Origin of the sequence: Microbacterium sp. As-52, from assembly GCF_049949185.1 — a bacterium.
In the GTDB taxonomy this organism is placed as follows: Bacteria; Actinomycetota; Actinomycetes; order Actinomycetales; family Microbacteriaceae; genus Microbacterium; species Microbacterium maritypicum_A.
In genome coordinates this window covers 621621-639296 of record NZ_CP188171.1, presented here as the reverse complement: position 1 = coordinate 639296, position 17676 = coordinate 621621, and the positions used below count along the sequence as shown (strand labels likewise).

Annotated in this window: 16 protein-coding genes and 1 tRNA gene; 12 read left to right on the top strand and 5 right to left on the bottom strand. The window is 67.9% G+C overall.

What is annotated here, in order from left to right; translation table 11 throughout:
- Positions 1–72: 72 nt before the first annotated feature.
- From ACLFA2_RS03105 to ACLFA2_RS03095, 3 genes are all read left to right on the top strand, one after another.
- A complete protein-coding gene (locus ACLFA2_RS03105) occupies positions 73–1896 on the top strand; it encodes an ABC-F family ATP-binding cassette domain-containing protein (protein WP_021198782.1) in 1824 nt (607 codons plus the stop codon).
- 40 nt (positions 1897–1936) lie between these two features.
- Positions 1937–3703, top strand: a complete 1767-nt coding sequence (locus ACLFA2_RS03100; protein WP_021198781.1) for a Na+/H+ antiporter — start codon at positions 1937–1939, stop codon at positions 3701–3703.
- Positions 3704–3791: 88 nt separating this feature from the next.
- Complete coding sequence (locus ACLFA2_RS03095; RefSeq protein WP_021198780.1) at positions 3792–4769, top strand: NADP-dependent oxidoreductase; 978 nt, start codon at positions 3792–3794, stop codon at positions 4767–4769.
- An 84-nt stretch (positions 4770–4853) separates the two neighbouring features.
- Here the strand turns inward: ACLFA2_RS03095 and ACLFA2_RS03090 are convergent, their stop codons facing one another.
- Entirely contained in the window at positions 4854–5483 is a 630-nt protein-coding gene (locus tag ACLFA2_RS03090; RefSeq protein WP_426622018.1) for a hypothetical protein, read from the bottom strand.
- Positions 5484–5778: 295 nt separating this feature from the next.
- Between ACLFA2_RS03090 and ACLFA2_RS03085 the strand changes: the two genes are divergently transcribed.
- The 3 genes from ACLFA2_RS03085 to ACLFA2_RS03075 all read left to right on the top strand — a co-directional run bounded on the left by ACLFA2_RS03085 (position 5779) and on the right by ACLFA2_RS03075 (position 8495).
- Positions 5779–6690, top strand: a complete 912-nt coding sequence (locus ACLFA2_RS03085; RefSeq protein ID WP_021198778.1) for a MetQ/NlpA family ABC transporter substrate-binding protein — start codon at positions 5779–5781, stop codon at positions 6688–6690.
- A gap of 102 nt (positions 6691–6792) precedes the next feature.
- On the top strand, positions 6793–7836 hold the full coding sequence (locus ACLFA2_RS03080; RefSeq protein WP_021198777.1) for a methionine ABC transporter ATP-binding protein: 1044 nt from the start codon (positions 6793–6795) through the stop codon (positions 7834–7836).
- Complete coding sequence (locus ACLFA2_RS03075; RefSeq protein WP_021198776.1) at positions 7836–8495, top strand: methionine ABC transporter permease; 660 nt, start codon at positions 7836–7838, stop codon at positions 8493–8495. Before ACLFA2_RS03080 ends, ACLFA2_RS03075 begins: the two co-directional genes overlap by 1 nt.
- On the opposite strand, the gene ACLFA2_RS03070 is transcribed toward ACLFA2_RS03075, so the two are convergent.
- Genes ACLFA2_RS03070 through ACLFA2_RS03060 form a run of 3 tightly spaced genes read right to left on the bottom strand, consistent with a single transcriptional unit; the run spans position 8482 to position 10450 of the window.
- Positions 8482–9432 (bottom strand): pseudouridine synthase, encoded by a 951-nt coding sequence (locus ACLFA2_RS03070; RefSeq protein WP_197020511.1) that lies wholly within the window; start codon positions 9430–9432, stop codon positions 8482–8484. The two genes, ACLFA2_RS03075 and ACLFA2_RS03070, sit on opposite strands and share 14 nt — an antisense overlap.
- Before the next feature lie 19 nt (positions 9433–9451).
- A complete protein-coding gene (locus ACLFA2_RS03065; RefSeq protein WP_021198774.1) occupies positions 9452–9946 on the bottom strand; it encodes a MarR family winged helix-turn-helix transcriptional regulator in 495 nt (164 codons plus the stop codon).
- A gap of 30 nt (positions 9947–9976) precedes the next feature.
- A complete protein-coding gene (locus ACLFA2_RS03060; RefSeq protein WP_426622017.1) occupies positions 9977–10450 on the bottom strand; it encodes a GNAT family N-acetyltransferase in 474 nt (157 codons plus the stop codon).
- A gap of 111 nt (positions 10451–10561) precedes the next feature.
- Between ACLFA2_RS03060 and ACLFA2_RS03055 the strand changes: the two genes are divergently transcribed.
- The 6 genes from ACLFA2_RS03055 (at position 10562) to ACLFA2_RS03030 (ending at position 16158) form a co-directional block, all read left to right on the top strand.
- A tRNA-Gln gene (locus ACLFA2_RS03055) sits at positions 10562–10633 on the top strand.
- 1 nt (position 10634) lies between these two features.
- Positions 10635–12065: a bifunctional UDP-N-acetylglucosamine diphosphorylase/glucosamine-1-phosphate N-acetyltransferase GlmU gene (gene glmU, locus ACLFA2_RS03050; protein ID WP_426622016.1), complete on the top strand. Its 1431-nt coding sequence runs from the start codon at positions 10635–10637 to the stop codon at positions 12063–12065.
- A gap of 6 nt (positions 12066–12071) precedes the next feature.
- Positions 12072–13106 (top strand): ribose-phosphate diphosphokinase, encoded by a 1035-nt coding sequence (locus ACLFA2_RS03045; RefSeq protein ID WP_021198771.1) that lies wholly within the window; start codon positions 12072–12074, stop codon positions 13104–13106.
- Positions 13107–13199: 93 nt separating this feature from the next.
- Complete coding sequence (locus tag ACLFA2_RS03040) at positions 13200–13673, top strand: FMN-binding protein (RefSeq protein WP_167253385.1); 474 nt, start codon at positions 13200–13202, stop codon at positions 13671–13673.
- Between the two features lie 14 nt (positions 13674–13687).
- Positions 13688–14569 carry an FAD:protein FMN transferase gene (locus tag ACLFA2_RS03035; protein WP_426622015.1) on the top strand — a complete coding sequence of 294 codons (882 nt, stop codon included), beginning with the start codon at positions 13688–13690 and terminating at the stop codon, positions 14567–14569.
- Positions 14570–14583: 14 nt separating this feature from the next.
- Positions 14584–16158 carry an FAD-dependent oxidoreductase gene (locus ACLFA2_RS03030; protein WP_167253388.1) on the top strand — a complete coding sequence of 525 codons (1575 nt, stop codon included), beginning with the start codon at positions 14584–14586 and terminating at the stop codon, positions 16156–16158.
- A gap of 18 nt (positions 16159–16176) precedes the next feature.
- Here the strand turns inward: ACLFA2_RS03030 and ACLFA2_RS03025 are convergent, their stop codons facing one another.
- Complete coding sequence (locus ACLFA2_RS03025) at positions 16177–17676, bottom strand: sensor histidine kinase (RefSeq protein ID WP_021198767.1); 1500 nt, start codon at positions 17674–17676, stop codon at positions 16177–16179.

Sequence of the window (17676 nt, the reverse complement as noted above, 5' to 3'; positions counted from 1 at the left end):
CGACGTCCGTCGGAGGCAGCCTTCCGGGCAACGGCCGGACGGTTCGTCGCACGCGGCTACCCTGGAAGGAACATGGCACATCTTCTCGGGGCTGAAGCCCTCCACCTCGAATATCCGACCAGGGTCGTCTTCGACTCCGTGACCCTCGGCATCGAGGAGGGCGACCGCATCGGCATAGTCGGCCGCAACGGCGACGGCAAGTCGAGCCTGCTCGGCATGCTGGCAGGCATCAAGGAACCGAACTCTGGACGCGTCACGGTGCGCGGAGGAACGCGGATCGGCGTGCTCGATCAGGCCGACAACCTGCCAGACGACCTCACCATCAGTGCGGCGGTCGTCGGCGACACCCCGGAGTACGAGTGGGCGGGCGATGCGCGGATCCGCGACGTCATCGAAGGGCTGCTCACCGACCTCCCGTGGGATGCCGAGATCGGTTCTCTCAGCGGTGGGCAGCGGCGTCGGGTGTCGCTCGCGAAGCTCCTCACCGGAGACTGGGACGTCATCGCCCTCGACGAGCCGACCAACCATCTCGACGTCGAGGCGATCACCTGGCTCGCCGGACACCTCAAGAAGCGCTGGTCGCCGAACTCGGGCGCCCTCATGGTCGTGACGCACGACCGATGGTTCCTCGATGAGATCAGCACCGAGACCTGGGAGGTGCACGACCGCATCGTCGAGCCCTTCGAGGGCGGCTACGCGGCGTACATCCTGCAGCGCGTCGAGCGCGACCGGATGGCGGCCGCCACCGAGGCGAAGCGTCAGAACCTCGCCAAGAAGGAGCTCGCGTGGCTCCGCCGTGGCGCTCCGGCCCGCACGGCCAAGCCGAAGTTTCGCATCGACGCGGCCAATGAGCTCATCGCCGACGTCCCCGAGATCCGCGACAAGGTGTCGCTGCAGTCGCTCGCCGTCTCGCGACTCGGGAAGGACGTGGTCGACCTGCTCGACGTCGGGGTGACCTACCCGACGGCGGACGGCGGCGAGAAGGTCGTGCTGCGCGACATCGAGTGGCGCATCGCGCCGGGGGAGCGCACCGGGATCCTCGGTGTGAACGGCGCCGGCAAGTCGACGCTGCTCGGCCTCATCTCCGGCACCGTGGAGCCGACCGTCGGACGGGTCAAGCGCGGCACGACGGTGAAGGTGCAGACCCTCACACAGCGGCTCGACGAGCTCACCCAGCACTGGAACGACCCGGTGCGTGTGATCATCTCGGGCCTGCGCACCTCCTACACGATGGGGGCCGGCTCCAAGGCGCAGGACCTCACGCCAGGGCAGCTGCTCGAACGGCTCGGGTTCGACTCCGCCCAGCTCTCCACTCCGGTCAAGGATCTCTCGGGTGGACAGCAGCGTCGCCTGCAGCTGCTTCTCGTGCTGCTCGACCAGCCGAACGTGCTGATCCTCGACGAGCCGACCAACGACCTCGACACCGACATGCTCGCCGCGATCGAGGACCTTCTCGACTCCTGGTCGGGCACGCTCCTGGTCGTCAGCCACGACCGGTACTTCCTGGAGCGCGTCACCGACCAGCAGTACGCGATCCTCGACGGTCACCTGCGTCACCTCCCCGGCGGGGTCGACGAGTATCTGCGACTGCGTCACCTACAGTCCTCCACCGGGTCGAAGCAGACCGCGACGGCCGCAGCGACGGCGACGGCCACAGCTGCCGCGAAGGGGCTCGACGGCGCGGCCCTGCGCACGGCGCAGAAGGAGGTGTCCGCCCTCGAGCGGCGCATCCAGAAGCTCACGCAGCAGGTGAACGCCGCCAAGACCGCGCTGGCGGACCACGACCAGTCCGACTATGCGGGCCTCGGCGACCGGATGAAGAAGATCAGCGACCAGCAGGCCGAGATCGAGGAGCTGGAGCTGCGCTGGTTCGAACTCACGGAGGAGATCGGCTGACGGAGGAATATCCTTCTCCCAACGCTGTTGGGAGGTAGGGATGGAAGGCCTCGAAGTAACTGTCCTGCTCGGACTCACGATTCTCGTCGGAACCCTGATCGCCCCGCGCGTGCGTCTCGCGCTGCCCCTCGTCCTCGTCATCTTCGGACTGCTGCTGGGCTTCGTGCCTCCGCTGCGCGAAGTGCAGCTGCCGCCGGAGACGGTGCTGCTGCTGTTCCTGCCGGTGATGCTCTTCTGGGAGAGCCTCACCACGTCTCTGCGGTCGATCCGCCGTGACTTCCGCTACATCCTGCCGATGAGCACAGTGCTGGTCGTCGCCTCGGCGTTCGCGGTCGCCGGTATCGGAGTGCTGTTCGGGATGCCGTGGGAGATCGCCCTCATCCTGGGTGCCGCGGTCGCGCCGCCGGATGCCACGGCCGTCGCCGCGCTCGGGCGTCTGCTGCCGCGCCGCATGTTCATGAAGCTCAAGGCCGAGAGCCTGACCAACGACGGCACGGCCCTGGTGCTGTACGCGATCGCGGTGTCGCTCGCCCTCGGCGGCCAGATCACCCCGCTGTCGGTCACGCTCGACGTGCTGGTCTCCTATGTCGGCGGCATCGCGGCCGGTGTCATCGTCGCGGCTCTCGGGTACCTGCTGCTGCGGCGCACGTCGTCGACGATCGTGATCAACGTCGCTCTGCTCCTGATTCCCTTCACGGCGTTCCTCGTCGCCGAGATGGTGCACGCCTCCGGTGTGCTGGCGGTCGTGGTCGCGGGTCTCATCGTCGCCTACGTGTCGCCGAGGGTCACGACGGCCTCTTCCCGGCGGCAGGCCGACGCGGCGTGGCCGTTCGGCGTCTTCCTGCTCAACGGCGCCCTGTTCGTCCTGATCGGGCTCGAGGTGCAGTACGTCGTGCATGAGATCTCCGCGGCGGCGATCGGTCGCCTGGTGCTCATCACGCTCGCCGTCTGGGCGACGCTGCTGGCCGTGCGCTACCTGTTCCAGCTGGTGAACGTGCTGTTCCAGCGTCAGGCCGGGCCGAGACCCGCACGCGGCGCCAGGGCACGGGCCAGAGTCGTCTCCACCGTCGCCGGTATGCGCGGCGCCGTCTCGCTCGCGATCGCGCTGTCTGTCCCCACGAGCATCACAGAGGGTGGGGCCATCAACGGACGCGATGAGATCGTGTTCGTGACCGCCGGCGTCATCCTGCTGAGTCTGCTCGTGCAGGGGCCGCTCCTGCCCGCGATCGTGCGGTGGGCGCGGTTCCCCGTCGACCACGTCGAGGACGAGGAATACGAACTCGCCGAGCGGGCGATCTCCGGGGCGGCGCTCGCCGCTCTCGACGACCTCGCGGCTGAGCACGGCGTGGGTCAGGAAGTCCTCGATCGCGTGCGGTCGGAGGGCTATCAGATGCTCGAGTTCGCGAACGCCCGGTCGTTGGCCCGCGAGCAGGCCCTCGTCGACGCGGAAGCCGATGCTCTCGACGAGATGCTCGGCGAGCCCGACCCCCTCGGTGCCGGAACCGCCGACATCGGAGACGACCCCACCACGGGAGGCGGAACCTCGCAGGCGACGGAGGGGGAGGGCACCGACGGCACGGTGCTGCAGATGATCGCGACCTCGACCGATGTCGACCTCGCGCAGCGCTCGCCGCTGATCCGGCATGAGGAGCACACGCGACTCAAGCTCGCCCTGATCGACCGCAAGCGTGAGGTCCTCCTCGGGCTGCGTGGCGCCGGCACGGTCGACGACATCGTCGTGCGCCGCATCTCCGCCCGACTCGACCTCGAGCAGGTGCGCCTGCAGGGGATCGAGGAGTACGACTGAACACCCGAGCGGACGACACCGCCGTCGGAGCGCATCGAGACGACGGCGCGCACCCGCCAGAACGATCCGCCTGAGAACGAGGAGACCGATGCCCACCATGATGAGAGCCATCATTCTCGATCGATTCGGCGACGAGGGGGAGCTGCGTGAACAGTCGGTTCCGATCCCCGCGGTCGGCGAAGGTGATGTACTCATCCGCATCGATGTCGCCGGCATCGGGTCATGGGATCGGGAGGAGCGCGAAGGCCACTACGAGGGAGCTTTCGGCGTGCCGTCGACCTTCCCCTACATCCTCGGGTGGGAAGGGGCGGGAACGGTCGAGGCGGTCGGCGCCGACGTGACGCGCTTCGCCCCGGGGGATCGGGTGTACGCCGCGTCGACCCCCGTCCCGCGAGGCGGGTTCTACGCCGAGTATGCGGTGGTCGACCAGGAGCATGTCGCCCCGGTGCCCGCGCGGCTGACCGACGAGCAGGCCGGAGTGCTCGCCTGGGACGCACTGACGGCCACGAGCGGACTCGACACGATCGATGCGCGCCCCGGAGACGCCGTGATGATCTTCGGCGCGAGCGGAGGGATCGGTCACCTCGCGGTGCAGCTCGCCAAACACCGTGGACTCCGGGTGTTCGCGGTCGCCTCAGGACAGGACGGCGTGTCGCTGGCCGGGGGCCTCGGCGCCGATGTCGTCGTCGACGGGAGGCGGGACGACGTGATGGCGGCCATCGAGAGCTTCGCTCCGGAGGGCCTCGACGGCGCACTCGTCACCGCCGGAGGTCGGGCGGCCGAGGATGCGCTGCGCGGGGTGGCACCGTCGGGGCGCATCGCGTGGGCGCACGGTGTGAATCCGCCACCGTCGGCCGAGGTCGTCGAGCGTGTGTCGTTCTACGACGGCGACCGCAGCCGAGCGGCGCTGCAGCGTCTGAACGAGGTCATCGAGTCCAGTCTCATAGCCCCGCACGTGGCGCAGGTGTTCGACGCGGCCGAGGTCGCCCAGGCGCACCACGCGCTGCGAAGCCATTACGTGGGAAAGCTGGCGTTGCGCGCACCGCGCTCTTCGCACCAGCTGTGACGCTGTGTGCCGCACGCTTCCGCGTGTGAGGTGAGAGAAGGGTCCGAGTGTGCGAATACTGCTCGGACCCTCCTCACCACGGGATCAGATACCGGACAGGTCGACCCAGTGCGTCAGCTTCAGCCACGCACTGCCCGTCCCCGAGAGCTGGTACTGCACCTCGGCCAGCACCCGTGGGGAGGTGAGAGAGTTCTGCGGTGGCTTGATCTGGAAGCCCCATCCGGTGTTGTAGCTATAGCTGTTCGCCGTCGGCGCCTTCTTGATGATCGACGGCACTCCACCGCCGCTGTAGATCTCCACCTTCCGCTCTTTGAGTCCGAACCCCGGGTCGGGCGTCCAGCTGCCCGTGACCTTCTCTGTCCGAATCTGATCGCCCTTCAAGGTGTACTGGATCGTGATCGACGACTTGACCGAACCGTTGTCGTGATTCCCGCCGACGGAGGACCGCGGGGCGATGATGCCCGGCTCAGTTGGAGCAGCTGATGATTCGGTCGAAGGGATCCGCGCCTCGATCGTGGCCGACGTGCTGTTCGTATCCACAGGGATCTGCTCCGACTGCTGATACACGATCGCTCCGGTCCTCACATCCGTGACGACGACTGTCGAGTTCGCGTACAGATGCTCCTCTGTCGCCGCGTGAGCGGCGGCGGGCAGCGAGAAGGACAGAAGTACCGCGGTGGCCGTGGCGAGTGCGACTTTCTTTCGTGTTTTCATGACGTCTCCGGTCGTTGGATCGGTGCCGGACGGCACCGACACTCTTTCGAGTGCGTCGAGCAGAACACACGGTGCGATTGCTGTCGCCGACTGTGTCCTGCTGTCGCCGACTGTTTCTCGCCGTCGCCGACTGTGTCGTTCGATGACGCACGGCCAGGGCACAGGCGTGCGCGGTCGATCCGAGTCGGGTGAAGACGGTCGACCTGTCGCTGTGACGCCGTGTGACACTCGATTCCGCGTGCGTCGCGCGGCCTGCCTAACGTATTCGAGTCCCCCAAGAGAGGAACTCCTTCACATGTCACGCCGTACCACTTCCATCCTGGCCGCGCTCGCCGCGGTCCCGCTCTTCGTCGCACTCACCGGGTGCGCCACGGGGTCGTCCGATGCCGGATCCGGCAGTGAGGGATCGTCCGAGAACGAGGTCGTCAAGATCGGCGTCGTCGGCGAGAGCGATCCGCAGTGGCCCGCGTTCGTGGATGCGGCTGCGGCGGAAGGCATCACGGTCGAGCTCGTCGATTTCGGTTCGTACGAGCTTCCGAACCCTGCGTTGAGCGAGGGCGAGGTGGACCTCAACCAGTTCCAGCACATCGTGTATCTGGCTCAGTACAACGAGGCATCGGGCGATGATCTCGCGGCGATCGGATCGACGCAGATCTACCCGCTGGGTCTCTATTCGACGAAGTACGATTCCGTGAAGGACATCCCGGAAGGCGAGACCGTCGCTGTACCCGATGATGCTTCGAACCAGGCCAGGGCGCTGCTGGTGCTGCAGGCCGCCGGACTCGTCGATCTGAAGGACGGCGGCACCGCCTTCTCGGATCTCGCTGACGTCGATGAGAGCACGTCCAAGGTCAAGGTCACAGCGCTGGAAGCGGCCCTCACCCCTGAAGCCCTGCCCGATGTCGCAGCAGCCGTCATCAACAACGACTTCGTGGAGGACGCGGGGCTCTCGTTCGACGACGCGCTCTTCACCGACGACCCCGAGGACCCGAGTGCGCTCCAGTACGTGAACATCTTCGCGTCGCGCGCCGAAGACGTCGACAACGAGACCTACCTCAAGCTGGTCGAGATCTTCCAGACCGACAAGAACGTGCAGGAGGGCCTGGCGAAGTCGTCGGGCGGCACCGGCGTCACGTTGCAGACACCGGCCGACGAGCTGGCCTCGCTGCTCAAGGACGTTCAGAAGGACGTCGCGGCGAACAGCTGATCAGGTCGACCTGAGAGAATCGGGCGACGCGCGAGCGTCGCCCGATTCGTCGTCTGCAGGTCGACCACGCCCTTCCTTTCCCCTTCAAGACCGGAGCACTCCATGCCCATCGTGTCCCTCGAGAACGTATCGAAGAGATACCCGTCCCCGGCTGGGGCTGACGAGCAGATCACGGCGGTCGACGGCGTCACGTTGCAGATCGATCAGGGAGATGTCTACGGCATCATCGGATACTCCGGCGCAGGCAAGTCGACGCTCGTGCGTCTCATCAATGCTCTGGAGCCTGCCTCCGAGGGGCGGATCACTGTCGATGGCGTGGAGATCACGGCTCTCGCGGAGCGCGAGCTGCGCCGGGTGCGCAGTGGAATCGGAATGATCTTCCAGCAGTTCAACCTCTTCTCGTCGAAGAGCGTGCGGGCGAACGTCGCGTATCCCCTCAAGCTGGCCGGGTGGTCGAAGCCCGACATCGAGGCGCGTGTCACCGAGCTGCTCAGCTTCGTGGGGTTGAGCGACAAGGCGCGCTCATACCCCGAACAGCTCTCCGGCGGTCAGAAGCAGCGTGTGGGCATCGCCAGAGCCCTCGCCACGAGGCCGGCCATCCTCCTCGCAGACGAGGCGACCAGCGCGCTCGACCCGGAGACCACGCACGAGGTGCTGGCACTGCTCAAGAAGGTGAACGAGGAACAGGGCGTGACGATCGTCGTGATCACGCATGAGATGGATGTCATCCAGACGATTGCGACGAAGGTCGCCGTCATGGACCGCGGTCGCGTCATCGAGCACGGCGACGTGTTCGAGGTCTTCTCCAACCCACAGCACGCCGCTTCGCAGCGGTTCGTCGGCACGGTCGTGAAGGGGGTGCCCTCTCCGTCTGAACGGGCGGTGCTCCGTGAACGTCACGATGGACGCCTCGTGACGTTCTCGTTCCGTGACGGCGGTCCGTCCCAGGCGCAGGTCTTTCTCCAGCTCGCCGACGCGGGACTGGAATTCGAGCTCGTGTTCGGGGGCATCAACGACATCCGCGGGCGTGCCTTCGGACACCTCACTCTCGCGATCCGCGGTGAGGACGGTGTCATCGAGCAGACGCTCGCGAGCATCGCCCCACATGTCGACGTGTCCGACATCGACAGCGAGGAGGTGCGCTGATGGATCGTCTCATCGAGCTGGGGCCCGAGTTCTGGACGGCTGCTGTCGAGACTCTCTACATGGTCTCTCTCACGCTGGTGCTGGGCGGCCTGCTGGGCGGTCTGATCGGCGTCGGTCTGTACCTCACCAGGCCGGGAGGGATGCTGCAGAATCGGGCGGTCTCCGCAGTCCTGAACCTCTTCATCAACTTCTTCCGCCCCATCCCGTTCGTGATCCTCATCACGGTGCTGATCCCGTTCTCGCGTTTCATCGTGGGCAGCGGCATCGGCACGAACGCCGCGATCGTGGCGCTCGTCGTGGCCTCGATGTTCGCGATCGGCCGCATCGTCGAACAGCATCTCGTCGGGGTCTCACCCGGAGTGATCGAAGCCGCACGCGCCATGGGGGCCGGCCCCTGGCGGACGCTCTTCACGGTCGTGATCCCGGAGGCCCTGGGGCCGCTCATCCTCGGGTACACGTTCGTCATCGTCGCCCTCATCGACATGACCGCGATGGCGGGTTACATCGGTGCAGGCGGTCTCGGAAACTTCGCACTGACCTACGGACGTCGTCAGTTCGAGCCCGTGGTGATGTGGGCGGCCGTGCTGCTCATCGTCGTCTTCGTGCACGTGGCGCAGACGCTCGGAACCCGCCTGGCCCGCAAGGTCATGCGCCGCTGACGGGGCTCTCGACCGGGTTCTCGTCGGCAGGCGCCTCCTGCAGGGTGCGACGAGTGGTGAACACCCGCTCCGTCCCGCTCAGCGGATCGATGAAGCGCAGTTCACGAGCGAGCAGCTGCAGCGGGCGGTCGAAGTCGTCGGGCAGGTCGTCGAGCAGCTCCGGGTAGAACCGGTCGTTCAGGATGCCGATGCCGAGGGCGGCCAGGTGCACGCGCAGCTGGTGCATCTTGCCGCTGTGCGGGCGGAGCAGCGTATGCACCACGCGATCGTCGCTGCCGATCAGCGCGATCAGCGTCTCGGCGTTCGGCTCCCTGGCATCGTCGACCTGCACACGCACCTGGGCGCGGGGCTTCTCGATGTGGTTGCGGTAGACGAGCGGGAACGAGGGGAGCTCGCCGTGATCGGGGAGCTCCGACACCGCCTCGTACACCTTCTGCACCTGCCGCTTCTCGAACATCAGCTGGTAGGCGCCGCGGGTCGCCGGTCGTGTCGAGAACATCAGCAGGCCGGCGGTCGCGCGATCCAGGCGGTGGATCGGCGCCAGGTCGGGATTGTCGAGGAGGTTGCGCAGGCGCACCAGCGCCGAGTTCTGCAGGAACTTGCCGCCGGGAGTCGTGGGCAGGAAATGCGGCTTGTCGACGACCACGAGATGCTCGTCCTGGTGCAGGACCTCGATCTCGAAGGGGATCCGCGTCTCGACGGCGGGTTCGCGGTAGTACCAGACGAATTCGACGCTGCCGAGCGGGGCGTCGCGCGGGACGGGGGAGCCGTCGGCCCGCACGATCTCGCCGCGGTCGAACCGCTGGAGAAGACGCTCGGGGTCGAGGTGGAAGAAGCGCTCGACCATGTAGGCGGCGACGGTGGGCCACGAGCCGGAGAGGGGCACGTGCAATCGTGTGGCTCCCACGCCGTCACGCACGGGGAGGGGGGAGGGCATGCCCATCAGATGCGGCCGGTCACGAGTCGAAGCTCAGGCTCAGCTTGCGCAGCAGCCCCGCGAGGCGATCCCGATCCGAGCGCGAGAGGGCCCGCAGCAGGTCGGCCTCCACATCGACGAGACGAGTGATGGCGGCATCCACGCGGATGCGCCCATCGTCGGTGAGCGTCACCAGCACGCTGCGCCCGTCGCCGGGGTCGGCCTCGCGGCGCACGAAGCGGCGGCCGACAAGACGGTCGATCCGGTTGGTCATCGTGCCGCTCGAGACCAGAGTCTGCTGCAGCAACTGCTTGGGGGAGAGCTGGAACGGCGCCCCTGCTCGGCGCAGCGCCGAGAGCACATCCCATTCCCAGTGCTCCAGGTCGCTGCGGCGGAACACGTCGCGTCGGGCACGGTCGAGGTGGCGCGACAGCCGGTCCATCCGCGACAGCACCTCGAGCGGGGAGAAGTCGAGGTCGGGGCGCTGGGTGTTCCACGCGCCGACGATCCGGTCGACCTCATCCACCTCGCTCATCCGCCCATTATCGCGTGTGCGGCTCGGGGATCAGGACGCCGCCGGCAGGTCGATCGTCATGAAGGTGCTGTGCGGGTCGAGGACGTAACCGCCGAACGGGCCGCATTCGTGGAAGCCGGCGGCGGAGTAGAGGGCGCGCGCCGGGACGAAGAACTCGGCGCTCCCGGTCTCGAGCGAGACACGGCTGATGCCGCGCGCCTCGGCATCCTCCAGCAGGAAGGCGAGCATGGTGCGTCCGAGACCGCGCCCGCGCAGCGCGGGGTCGGTGCGCATCGACTTGATCTCCTCGTGCCCTTCCGCCACCGTCGCCAGGGCGCCGGTGGCGACGGGGCGGCCGTCGAGGTGCCCGGCGAACAGCCGCACTCCCGGGACGAGCAGACGCTCGAACACCAGGGCATGACGGCTCTCCGGTGGAGCCGTGTGCTCCAACTCCGCATGATGGGCGATCAGGAACTCGGCGAGGGCGGGGTCTGCGGTCTCCACCCGTTCGATCACGATGCTCATGACGCCAGCATCCCAGAGCGGTGTTTCGGGTGGATGACGCACGGGGTGTCAGCGGAACCGGGGCCGGGGCATGGCAGACTTGATGCCGCGGCGCCCTCGTGGGCGGCGCGGTCCGCCGTGGTGTAATGGCAGCACGACAGCCTTTGGAGCTGTGAGGTCTAGGTTCGAGTCCTGGCGGCGGAGCATGACTGGGAACAATCTCGCCATCGTCGTCCTCGCTGCGGGACAGGGCACGCGCATGAAGTCGCGCCTGCCCAAGGTGCTGCACCCGATCAGCGGGCGTCCGCTCGTGGGGCATGTGCTCACCACAGCGGGCCGGCTGCAGGCGGCGCACGTGGAGGTCGTCGTGCGGCACGAACGCGACCAGGTGGTCGCGGCGCTGGCCGCCGACTACCCCGACGCCGTGTTCGTCGATCAGGACGACATCCCCGGAACCGGTCGTGCGGTGCAGGTGGCCATCGATGCGCTCCCCACCGACTTCGACGGCGACGTGCTCGTCCTCTCCGGCGACTGTCCACTCGCCGATGCCGACACCCTCTCCGCCTTCCTCGCAGAGCACCGCGCCTCGGGCGCGCCGGCCACGCTGATGACCGCACTGGTCGACGATCCGACCGGCTACGGACGCGTCGTGCGCGATGCCGACGGTGGGGTCGACCGCATCGTGGAGCAGAAGGATGCGAACGAGGAAGAGGCCGCCGTCCGCGAGATCAATGCCGGGATGTACGTGTTCCGCGCCGCGACGCTGCGGGCGTACCTGCCCCAGCTGAGTCTCGACAATGCCCAGCGTGAGATGTATCTGACCGATGTGCCGGGATTGCTCCGTCGCGACGGCGACCGTGTCGCGGCATCGGTGGTGTCCGATGTCACGGTCACCTATGGAGTCAACGACCGCGCGCAGCTCGCTCTGGTCGGGCGCCTGCTCAACCAGCGAATCGTGCGTCGCTGGCAGCTCGAGGGCGTGACCGTGATCGACCCCGCCACCACCTGGATCGACGACGACGCGAAGCTCGCACCCGACGTCACGATCCTCCCGAACACGCAGATCCTCCGCGCCACGGTGATCGCCTCCGGTGCCGTCATCGGTCCGGACACGACACTCGTGGACTGCGAGGTCGGGGAGGACGCGATCGTCCGCCGCACCGATGCCACGCTGGCCGTGATCGGTGCCGAGGCGACCGTCGGCCCGTTCTCGTTCCTCCGCCCCGGCACGATCCTCGGAGCCCGGGGCAAGATCGGCGCCTACGTCGAGACCAAGAACGCCGAGATCGGCGAGGGCAGCAAGGTTCCGCACCTCTCCTACGTGGGCGATGCGACGATCGGCCGCGGGGTGAACCTGGGCGCGAGCACCATCACGGCGAACTACGACGACGTCAACAAGCACCGCACCGAGATCGGTGACGAGGTGCACACCGGGTCGCACACGGTGCTCGTCGCGCCCGTTAGGCTGGGAGCCGGTGCGAAGACCGGTGCAGGCGCCGTCGTCCGCAAGGACGTCCCCGCCGGCGCGCTGGCCATAAGCGTCGCCCCCCAGCGCAACATCGAGGGCTGGGTCGAGAAGAACAGAGCAGGGACGGGCGCGGCGGATGCTGCGTCCCGCGAGAATTCGGCGGAATAGGCGGACATGGCGCGCAAGAAGAAGACGGTCGATCTGGATCGCGACAACGGCGTGGCCCCCGGGATCATCGCGAAGACCAAGAAGCGGCTCGTCGTCGCCGGTGGACGTTCGCATCCCGAACTCACCGCAGCGGTCGCCGAGGCCCTCGGCACGGAGATCGCACCGGTCGAGCACCGGACGTTCGCCTCGGGCGAGATCTACGCCCGCTTCGAGGTCTCGATCCGCGGTGTGGATCTCTTCCTGATCCAGACCTTCGGCGAGCCGGTCAACGAGTGGCTCATGGAGACGCTCATCATGATCGACGCCGCCAAGCGCGCGTCGGCCAAGCGCATCACCGTCGTCGCGCCGTACTATCCGTATTCGCGTCAGGACAAGAAGGGCCGCGGTCGTGAGCCGATCAGCGCCCGTCTCGTCGCCGACCTGCTGAAGACCGCGGGCGCCGACCGGGTCATGAGCGTCGATCTGCACGCCGCGCAGATCCAGGGCTTCTTCGACGGTCCCGTCGACCACCTGTTCGCCAAGCCCGTGCTCCTGGACTACTTCGAGCGCACGCTGTCGCCCGAAGACCGTGAGATCCTCACCGTCGTCTCGCCCGACATGGGCCGCGTGCGCGTCGCCGACACCTGGTCGGACAGCCTCGGTGCACCGCTGGCGATCATCCACAAGCGGCGCGACCCGAAGGTCGCGAACCAGGTCTCCGTGCACGAGATCGTCGGTGCCGTCGACGGCCGCACCTGTCTCCTCGTCGACGACATGATCGACACCGGCGGCACGATCGTCAAGGCCGCCCAGGCGCTCAAGGCGAACGGCGCCCATCGCGTCATCGTCGCAGCGACGCACGCGATCTTCAGTGACCCGGCGTCCGATCGGCTGCAGGACTCGTCCATCGACGAGGTCGTCATCACCGACACGATCCCGCTCACCGAGTCGCGTCGCTGGGACAAGCTGACCATCCTCCCGATCGCCCCGCTGCTGGCGCGCGCGATCCACGAGGTGTTCGAAGACGGCTCGGTGACGAGCATGTTCGGCGGCGACGCGTAACGCATCGTCACGGCACAGCCCGCGCATAGCCGGGGTGCTTACGGTCGAATGGCCGACGAGCGCGTCGGCCGACACCGAGCCGGGAGGACCACCATGATCCGCACGACCGTACCGACCTCTGTCCGCAAGGGAACCGCACTCCTCGGGATCGCGGGACTCTTCGTCCTCGCCGGATGCTCCGGAAACGCCGACGCCGAGGCGCCCGCCGACAACAGCAGCACTCCGGACGCCGGTTCCTCCTCGTCGTCCTCCGGCGGCGACTCCACGGGAACCTACGCCGACGGCACCTACACCGCCGATGGGTCGTACCAGACGCCCGAGACGGTGGAGCAGATCTCCGTCACCCTGACCCTCGCCGACGGCGTCGTGACCGATGTCGAGGTGACCGGCGACCCGCAGGCCCCAGAGAGCAAGCAGTACCAGGGGCAGTTCATCGACGGGATCGCCGAGCAGGTCGACGGCAAGGCTCTCGACGACCTGAACGTCAGCCGCGTCGCCGGCTCGTCGCTCACCAGCGGTGGGTTCAACAAGGCCGTCGAGGCGATCAAGGAGCAGGCCGCCGCCTAGGCGCCTGATCCACCATGGCCAGCTGGCGTTTCGAGGCCATCGGGACGCAGTGGGAGATCGAGACGACGGAACCCCTGCCGGAGTCGGCACGCGCCGCGGTGATGGCGGAGATCGACCGCTTCGACCGCGAGTGGTCCCGATTCCGTGCAGATTCGGACGTCGTGCGCCTCGGACGTGAGGGGGGCGGCTTCGCCTCCGTCGATGCCCGGCCGATGCTCGACGCGTACCGTGGGCTCTCCGCCGCGACCGGAGGCGCCGTCAACCCGCTCGTCGCGGACAGCCTCGACGCGCTCGGGTACGACGCCGACTACTCCCTCGTGCCGGGTGAACCTGTGCGCGCCCCGGCGGACTGGGAACAGGACGTGTCCTGGACGGATACCGATGTCACGGCCTCGGCGCCTGCCCTGATCGATGTCGGCGCGCTCGGCAAAGGGCGTCTCGTCGACCTCGTGGCGGCGGTGTTGGCAGCGGTGCCCGGAGACCTCGTGGTCGACGCCGGTGGTGACATCCGGGTCCGCGGCTCCGGTGTGCGCATCGGCCTCGAGCACCCGTACGATCCGACGAAGGCGATCGGGGTCGTCGACGTGCACGACCAGGCGCTGTGCGCCTCGGCGATCAACCGGAGGGCGTGGGGGAGCGGGCTGCATCATGTGCTGGATGCCCGCACCGGGATGCCCGTGCGCACGTGGGCCGCGACCTGGGCATGGGCGCCGGAGGCGATGACGGCCGACGCCGTGGCGACGGCTCTCTTCTTCGACGGCGGTGTCGAGCTCGCAGCGATGTGGAACGTCGAGTGGGTGCGCATGAGCACCGACGGGCGCGTGCAGCGCTCGCCCGGATGCCCGGCCGAACTGTTCGTCGCCGCGGGGGCGTCGCACCCCTCAGGTCGGAATTAGGGAAGAGTGGAGAAGTGATCACCTCATTCGCCGCCGCACGACAGCGGGTCCTCGCGGTGCTGGGCTCGCTGTCGATGTACCGCCTCGTGCTGTTCGCGCTCGTCGCACTCGCGGTCATCGCCTTCGTCCTGTCGCTCTTCGGCGTGATCGTCTCGCCGACCCCGCTCGAGCTCGTGGCCTCGTTCCTCGTGCTCGCGGTCGTCATCTCCGCCGTGGACGCGGTGGCGCAGCGCATCCTCCGACTCCCCTGGCGCGTCGAATCGTCACTGGTGACCGCACTCATCCTCCTGTTCGTCCTCCGGCCGGGCATCGAGCCTGGCGCGCTCCTCGGTCTCGCTCTCGCCGGCGCCGTCGCAAGTGTCTCGAAGTACCTGATCGCGTGGCGCGGGCGGCACATCTTCAACCCCGCCGCGTTCGGGGCGGCCGTGGTCTCGATCCTCGGCGCTTTCGGAGCGTTCGAGTGGCTGGGGACCTCGTCGTCGTGGTGGGTCGGCACGCCGGTGCTCACGATCCCTGTGGCGGTGCTGGGCCTCGCCGTGCTGTGGCGCACCGAAAAGATCCGGATCGTGCTGGTGTTCCTGCTCGTCGCCGTCGCCACGTCGGTCGTGCGTCAGATGGTGCAGGCCACAGAGTTCGACATCTCGTTCGACATCGTGACGGCGCTGCAGTTCGCGGTGCTGCAGTCGCCTTTCCTGTTCCTCGGGGCGTTCATGCTCTCGGAGCCGCTGACCCTCCCGCCGCGCCGTCGGCAACAGCTCGTCGTGGCCGTCGTGGTGGGTCTGCTCGCGGGGTGGCCGATCTCGGTGGCCGGGCTGTTCACCCTCGGTCAGGAGCGTGCGCTGCTGATCGGCAACCTGGTGGCGTTCGCGTTCGCCCTGCGCGGTTCTGTGCGGCTCGTGCTCGAGCGGCGTGAGTTCGTCACCCCGACCGCGCAGGAGCTGACGTTCCGTGCCAAGGGGCGCGTGCGCTTCCTTCCGGGGCAGTACCTCGAGCTCGACGTTCCGCATCATCGCCCCGACGCACGCGGAACCCGTCGAGAGTTCAGCATCGTGTCGGCACCGGCTGATCTTCCGACGTTGCGCATCGCGTACAAGAACGGCGACCAGAAGCATCCGTCGAGCTACAAGCGCGCTCTCGCCGCCGCAGAGCCGGGGGCGACCTTCGCGGTGACCGGCACCTGGGGGGATTTCATCCTTCCTCGCGGAGACCAGCCGGTGCTCATGGTCGCGGCCGGCATCGGGGTGACACCGTTCGTCTCGCAGCTGCGGCAGTTGCAGGCGACCGGTCAGCGCCGCGATGTGGTGCTCGTGTATGTCGCCTCCGACGCCTCAGAGCTCGCCTTCCGCGATGAGCTCGCTGCGACGGGGGTGCGCACCGTGGTGTTCACACGTGACGAGCCTGGCGATCTGCCCGCGCACTGGTCCTGGGCGCGAGGCGCACGTCTGGATGCGGAGACCCTGGAGCGCGCCGTCGCCGACCTGGCCATGCGTCATGCGTTCATCTCGGGCCCGCCGCGGCTCATCGCCGACCTCGCCCCTGCCCTGCAGAAGGCCCGCAGCCTCACCACCGACGCGTTCGCCGGATACTGAGCCGAGGGACCCGTCGGGTCAGGCCTCGGCGGTGTCGTCGTCGGCTGCCGCCGGGTTACGCGGGATGCGGACGGTGAAGGTCGTGTCACCGGGTTCGCTGGTGACGGTGATGAAGCCATGGTGCCCTTCGACGATGGCCTTCGCGATCGCGAGTCCGAGGCCCGTGCCGCCGGTCTGCCGGGCCCGCGAGCTGTCTCCACGGGCGAAACGGGCGAACAGCTCGTCACGGATGGCGGGGTCGATGCCCGGACCGTCGTCGTGCACGCGCAGCACGGCATCCTCACCCTCCTGCGCGACGCTCAGTGTCACGGTCGTGCCGGCGGGCGTGTGGGTGCGGGCGTTCGCGAGCAGGTTCGCGACGACCTGATGCATGCGTCCGGCGTCTCCCACGATCGTGACGGGTTCATCGGGCACGTCGATGTTCCAGTGGTGGTCGGCCGCGGTCGGGCGTGCGTCCGAGAGGCCTTCGAGGGCCAGCTGGGTCAGGTCGACCGTGCCGTAGACGAGCTCCTGGCCTTCGTCGAGTCGGGCCAGCAGCAGCAGGTCCTCGACGAGGCGGGTCATCCGCAGCGACTGGGCCTGGATGCGCTCCAACGACGAGGTCGTACCCTCGATGACCTCGGGACGCTCCGCCTGCGCGTTCGACTGACGCAGCGCGCGCAGCGACAATTCCGAGTATCCACGGATGGAGGCGAGCGGGGTGCGCAACTCGTGGCTGGCGTCGGCGACGAAGCGCCGCATCCGCTCCTCGTTCTTCTGGCGGGAGGCGAGCGACGTGTTCACATGATCGAGCAGCTTGTTCAGGGAGGCGCCGACGATCCCGGTCTCGGTGCGCGGATCCGCCTCGGACGCCGGTACGCGCTCGGTGATCGTCACCTCGCCGCGATCGAGCTGCTGGTTGGCGACCCTGGTCGCGGTCATCGCGACAGCACGCAGTGGTCGCAGACTCACTCTGATCGTGATCGCAGTGGTCAGCGCCAGCAGGATGAGCCCGCCGATGGTCGCGAGGGCGATGACGGTGAGCAGTTGCGTGAGCTGGTTCTGGATCTCGTCACGGGGGAGTCCGGTGACAACCACGACGCCCGTGCTCGCAGGGTTTGCGACGACCCGGTAGGAACCGAGCCCCGCGAGCGAGACGGTCGCCGGCGTGCCGCTGCCCAGAGCGCTGATGAGTTCGTGCAGTTGATCCGCTGTGAGAGCCTGGGATGTTCCGCCGAGGTCGCCGTTCGAGTTGTCGAAGGCGATTCCGGTTGCCCCGGTGACAGGACTCGCGACGGCGAACAGCAGGCCGGGAATCTGCGGGTTGCCGCCCTTGAGGATGTTGTCGACCGTGGCTCGTTCAGCCGGGACCTGTTGGACGAGCTGCTTCGTGATGCCCGCGGCATAGCTCTCGACCTTCTCGTCGAGCTGCCGCTCCAACGTGCTGCCCAGCGTCGCGCTGGTGATGACGGCGACGATGATGAGGATCAGCGAGACGAACCCGATCACGGCGGTCATCAGCCGTGTCTGCAGGCTCAT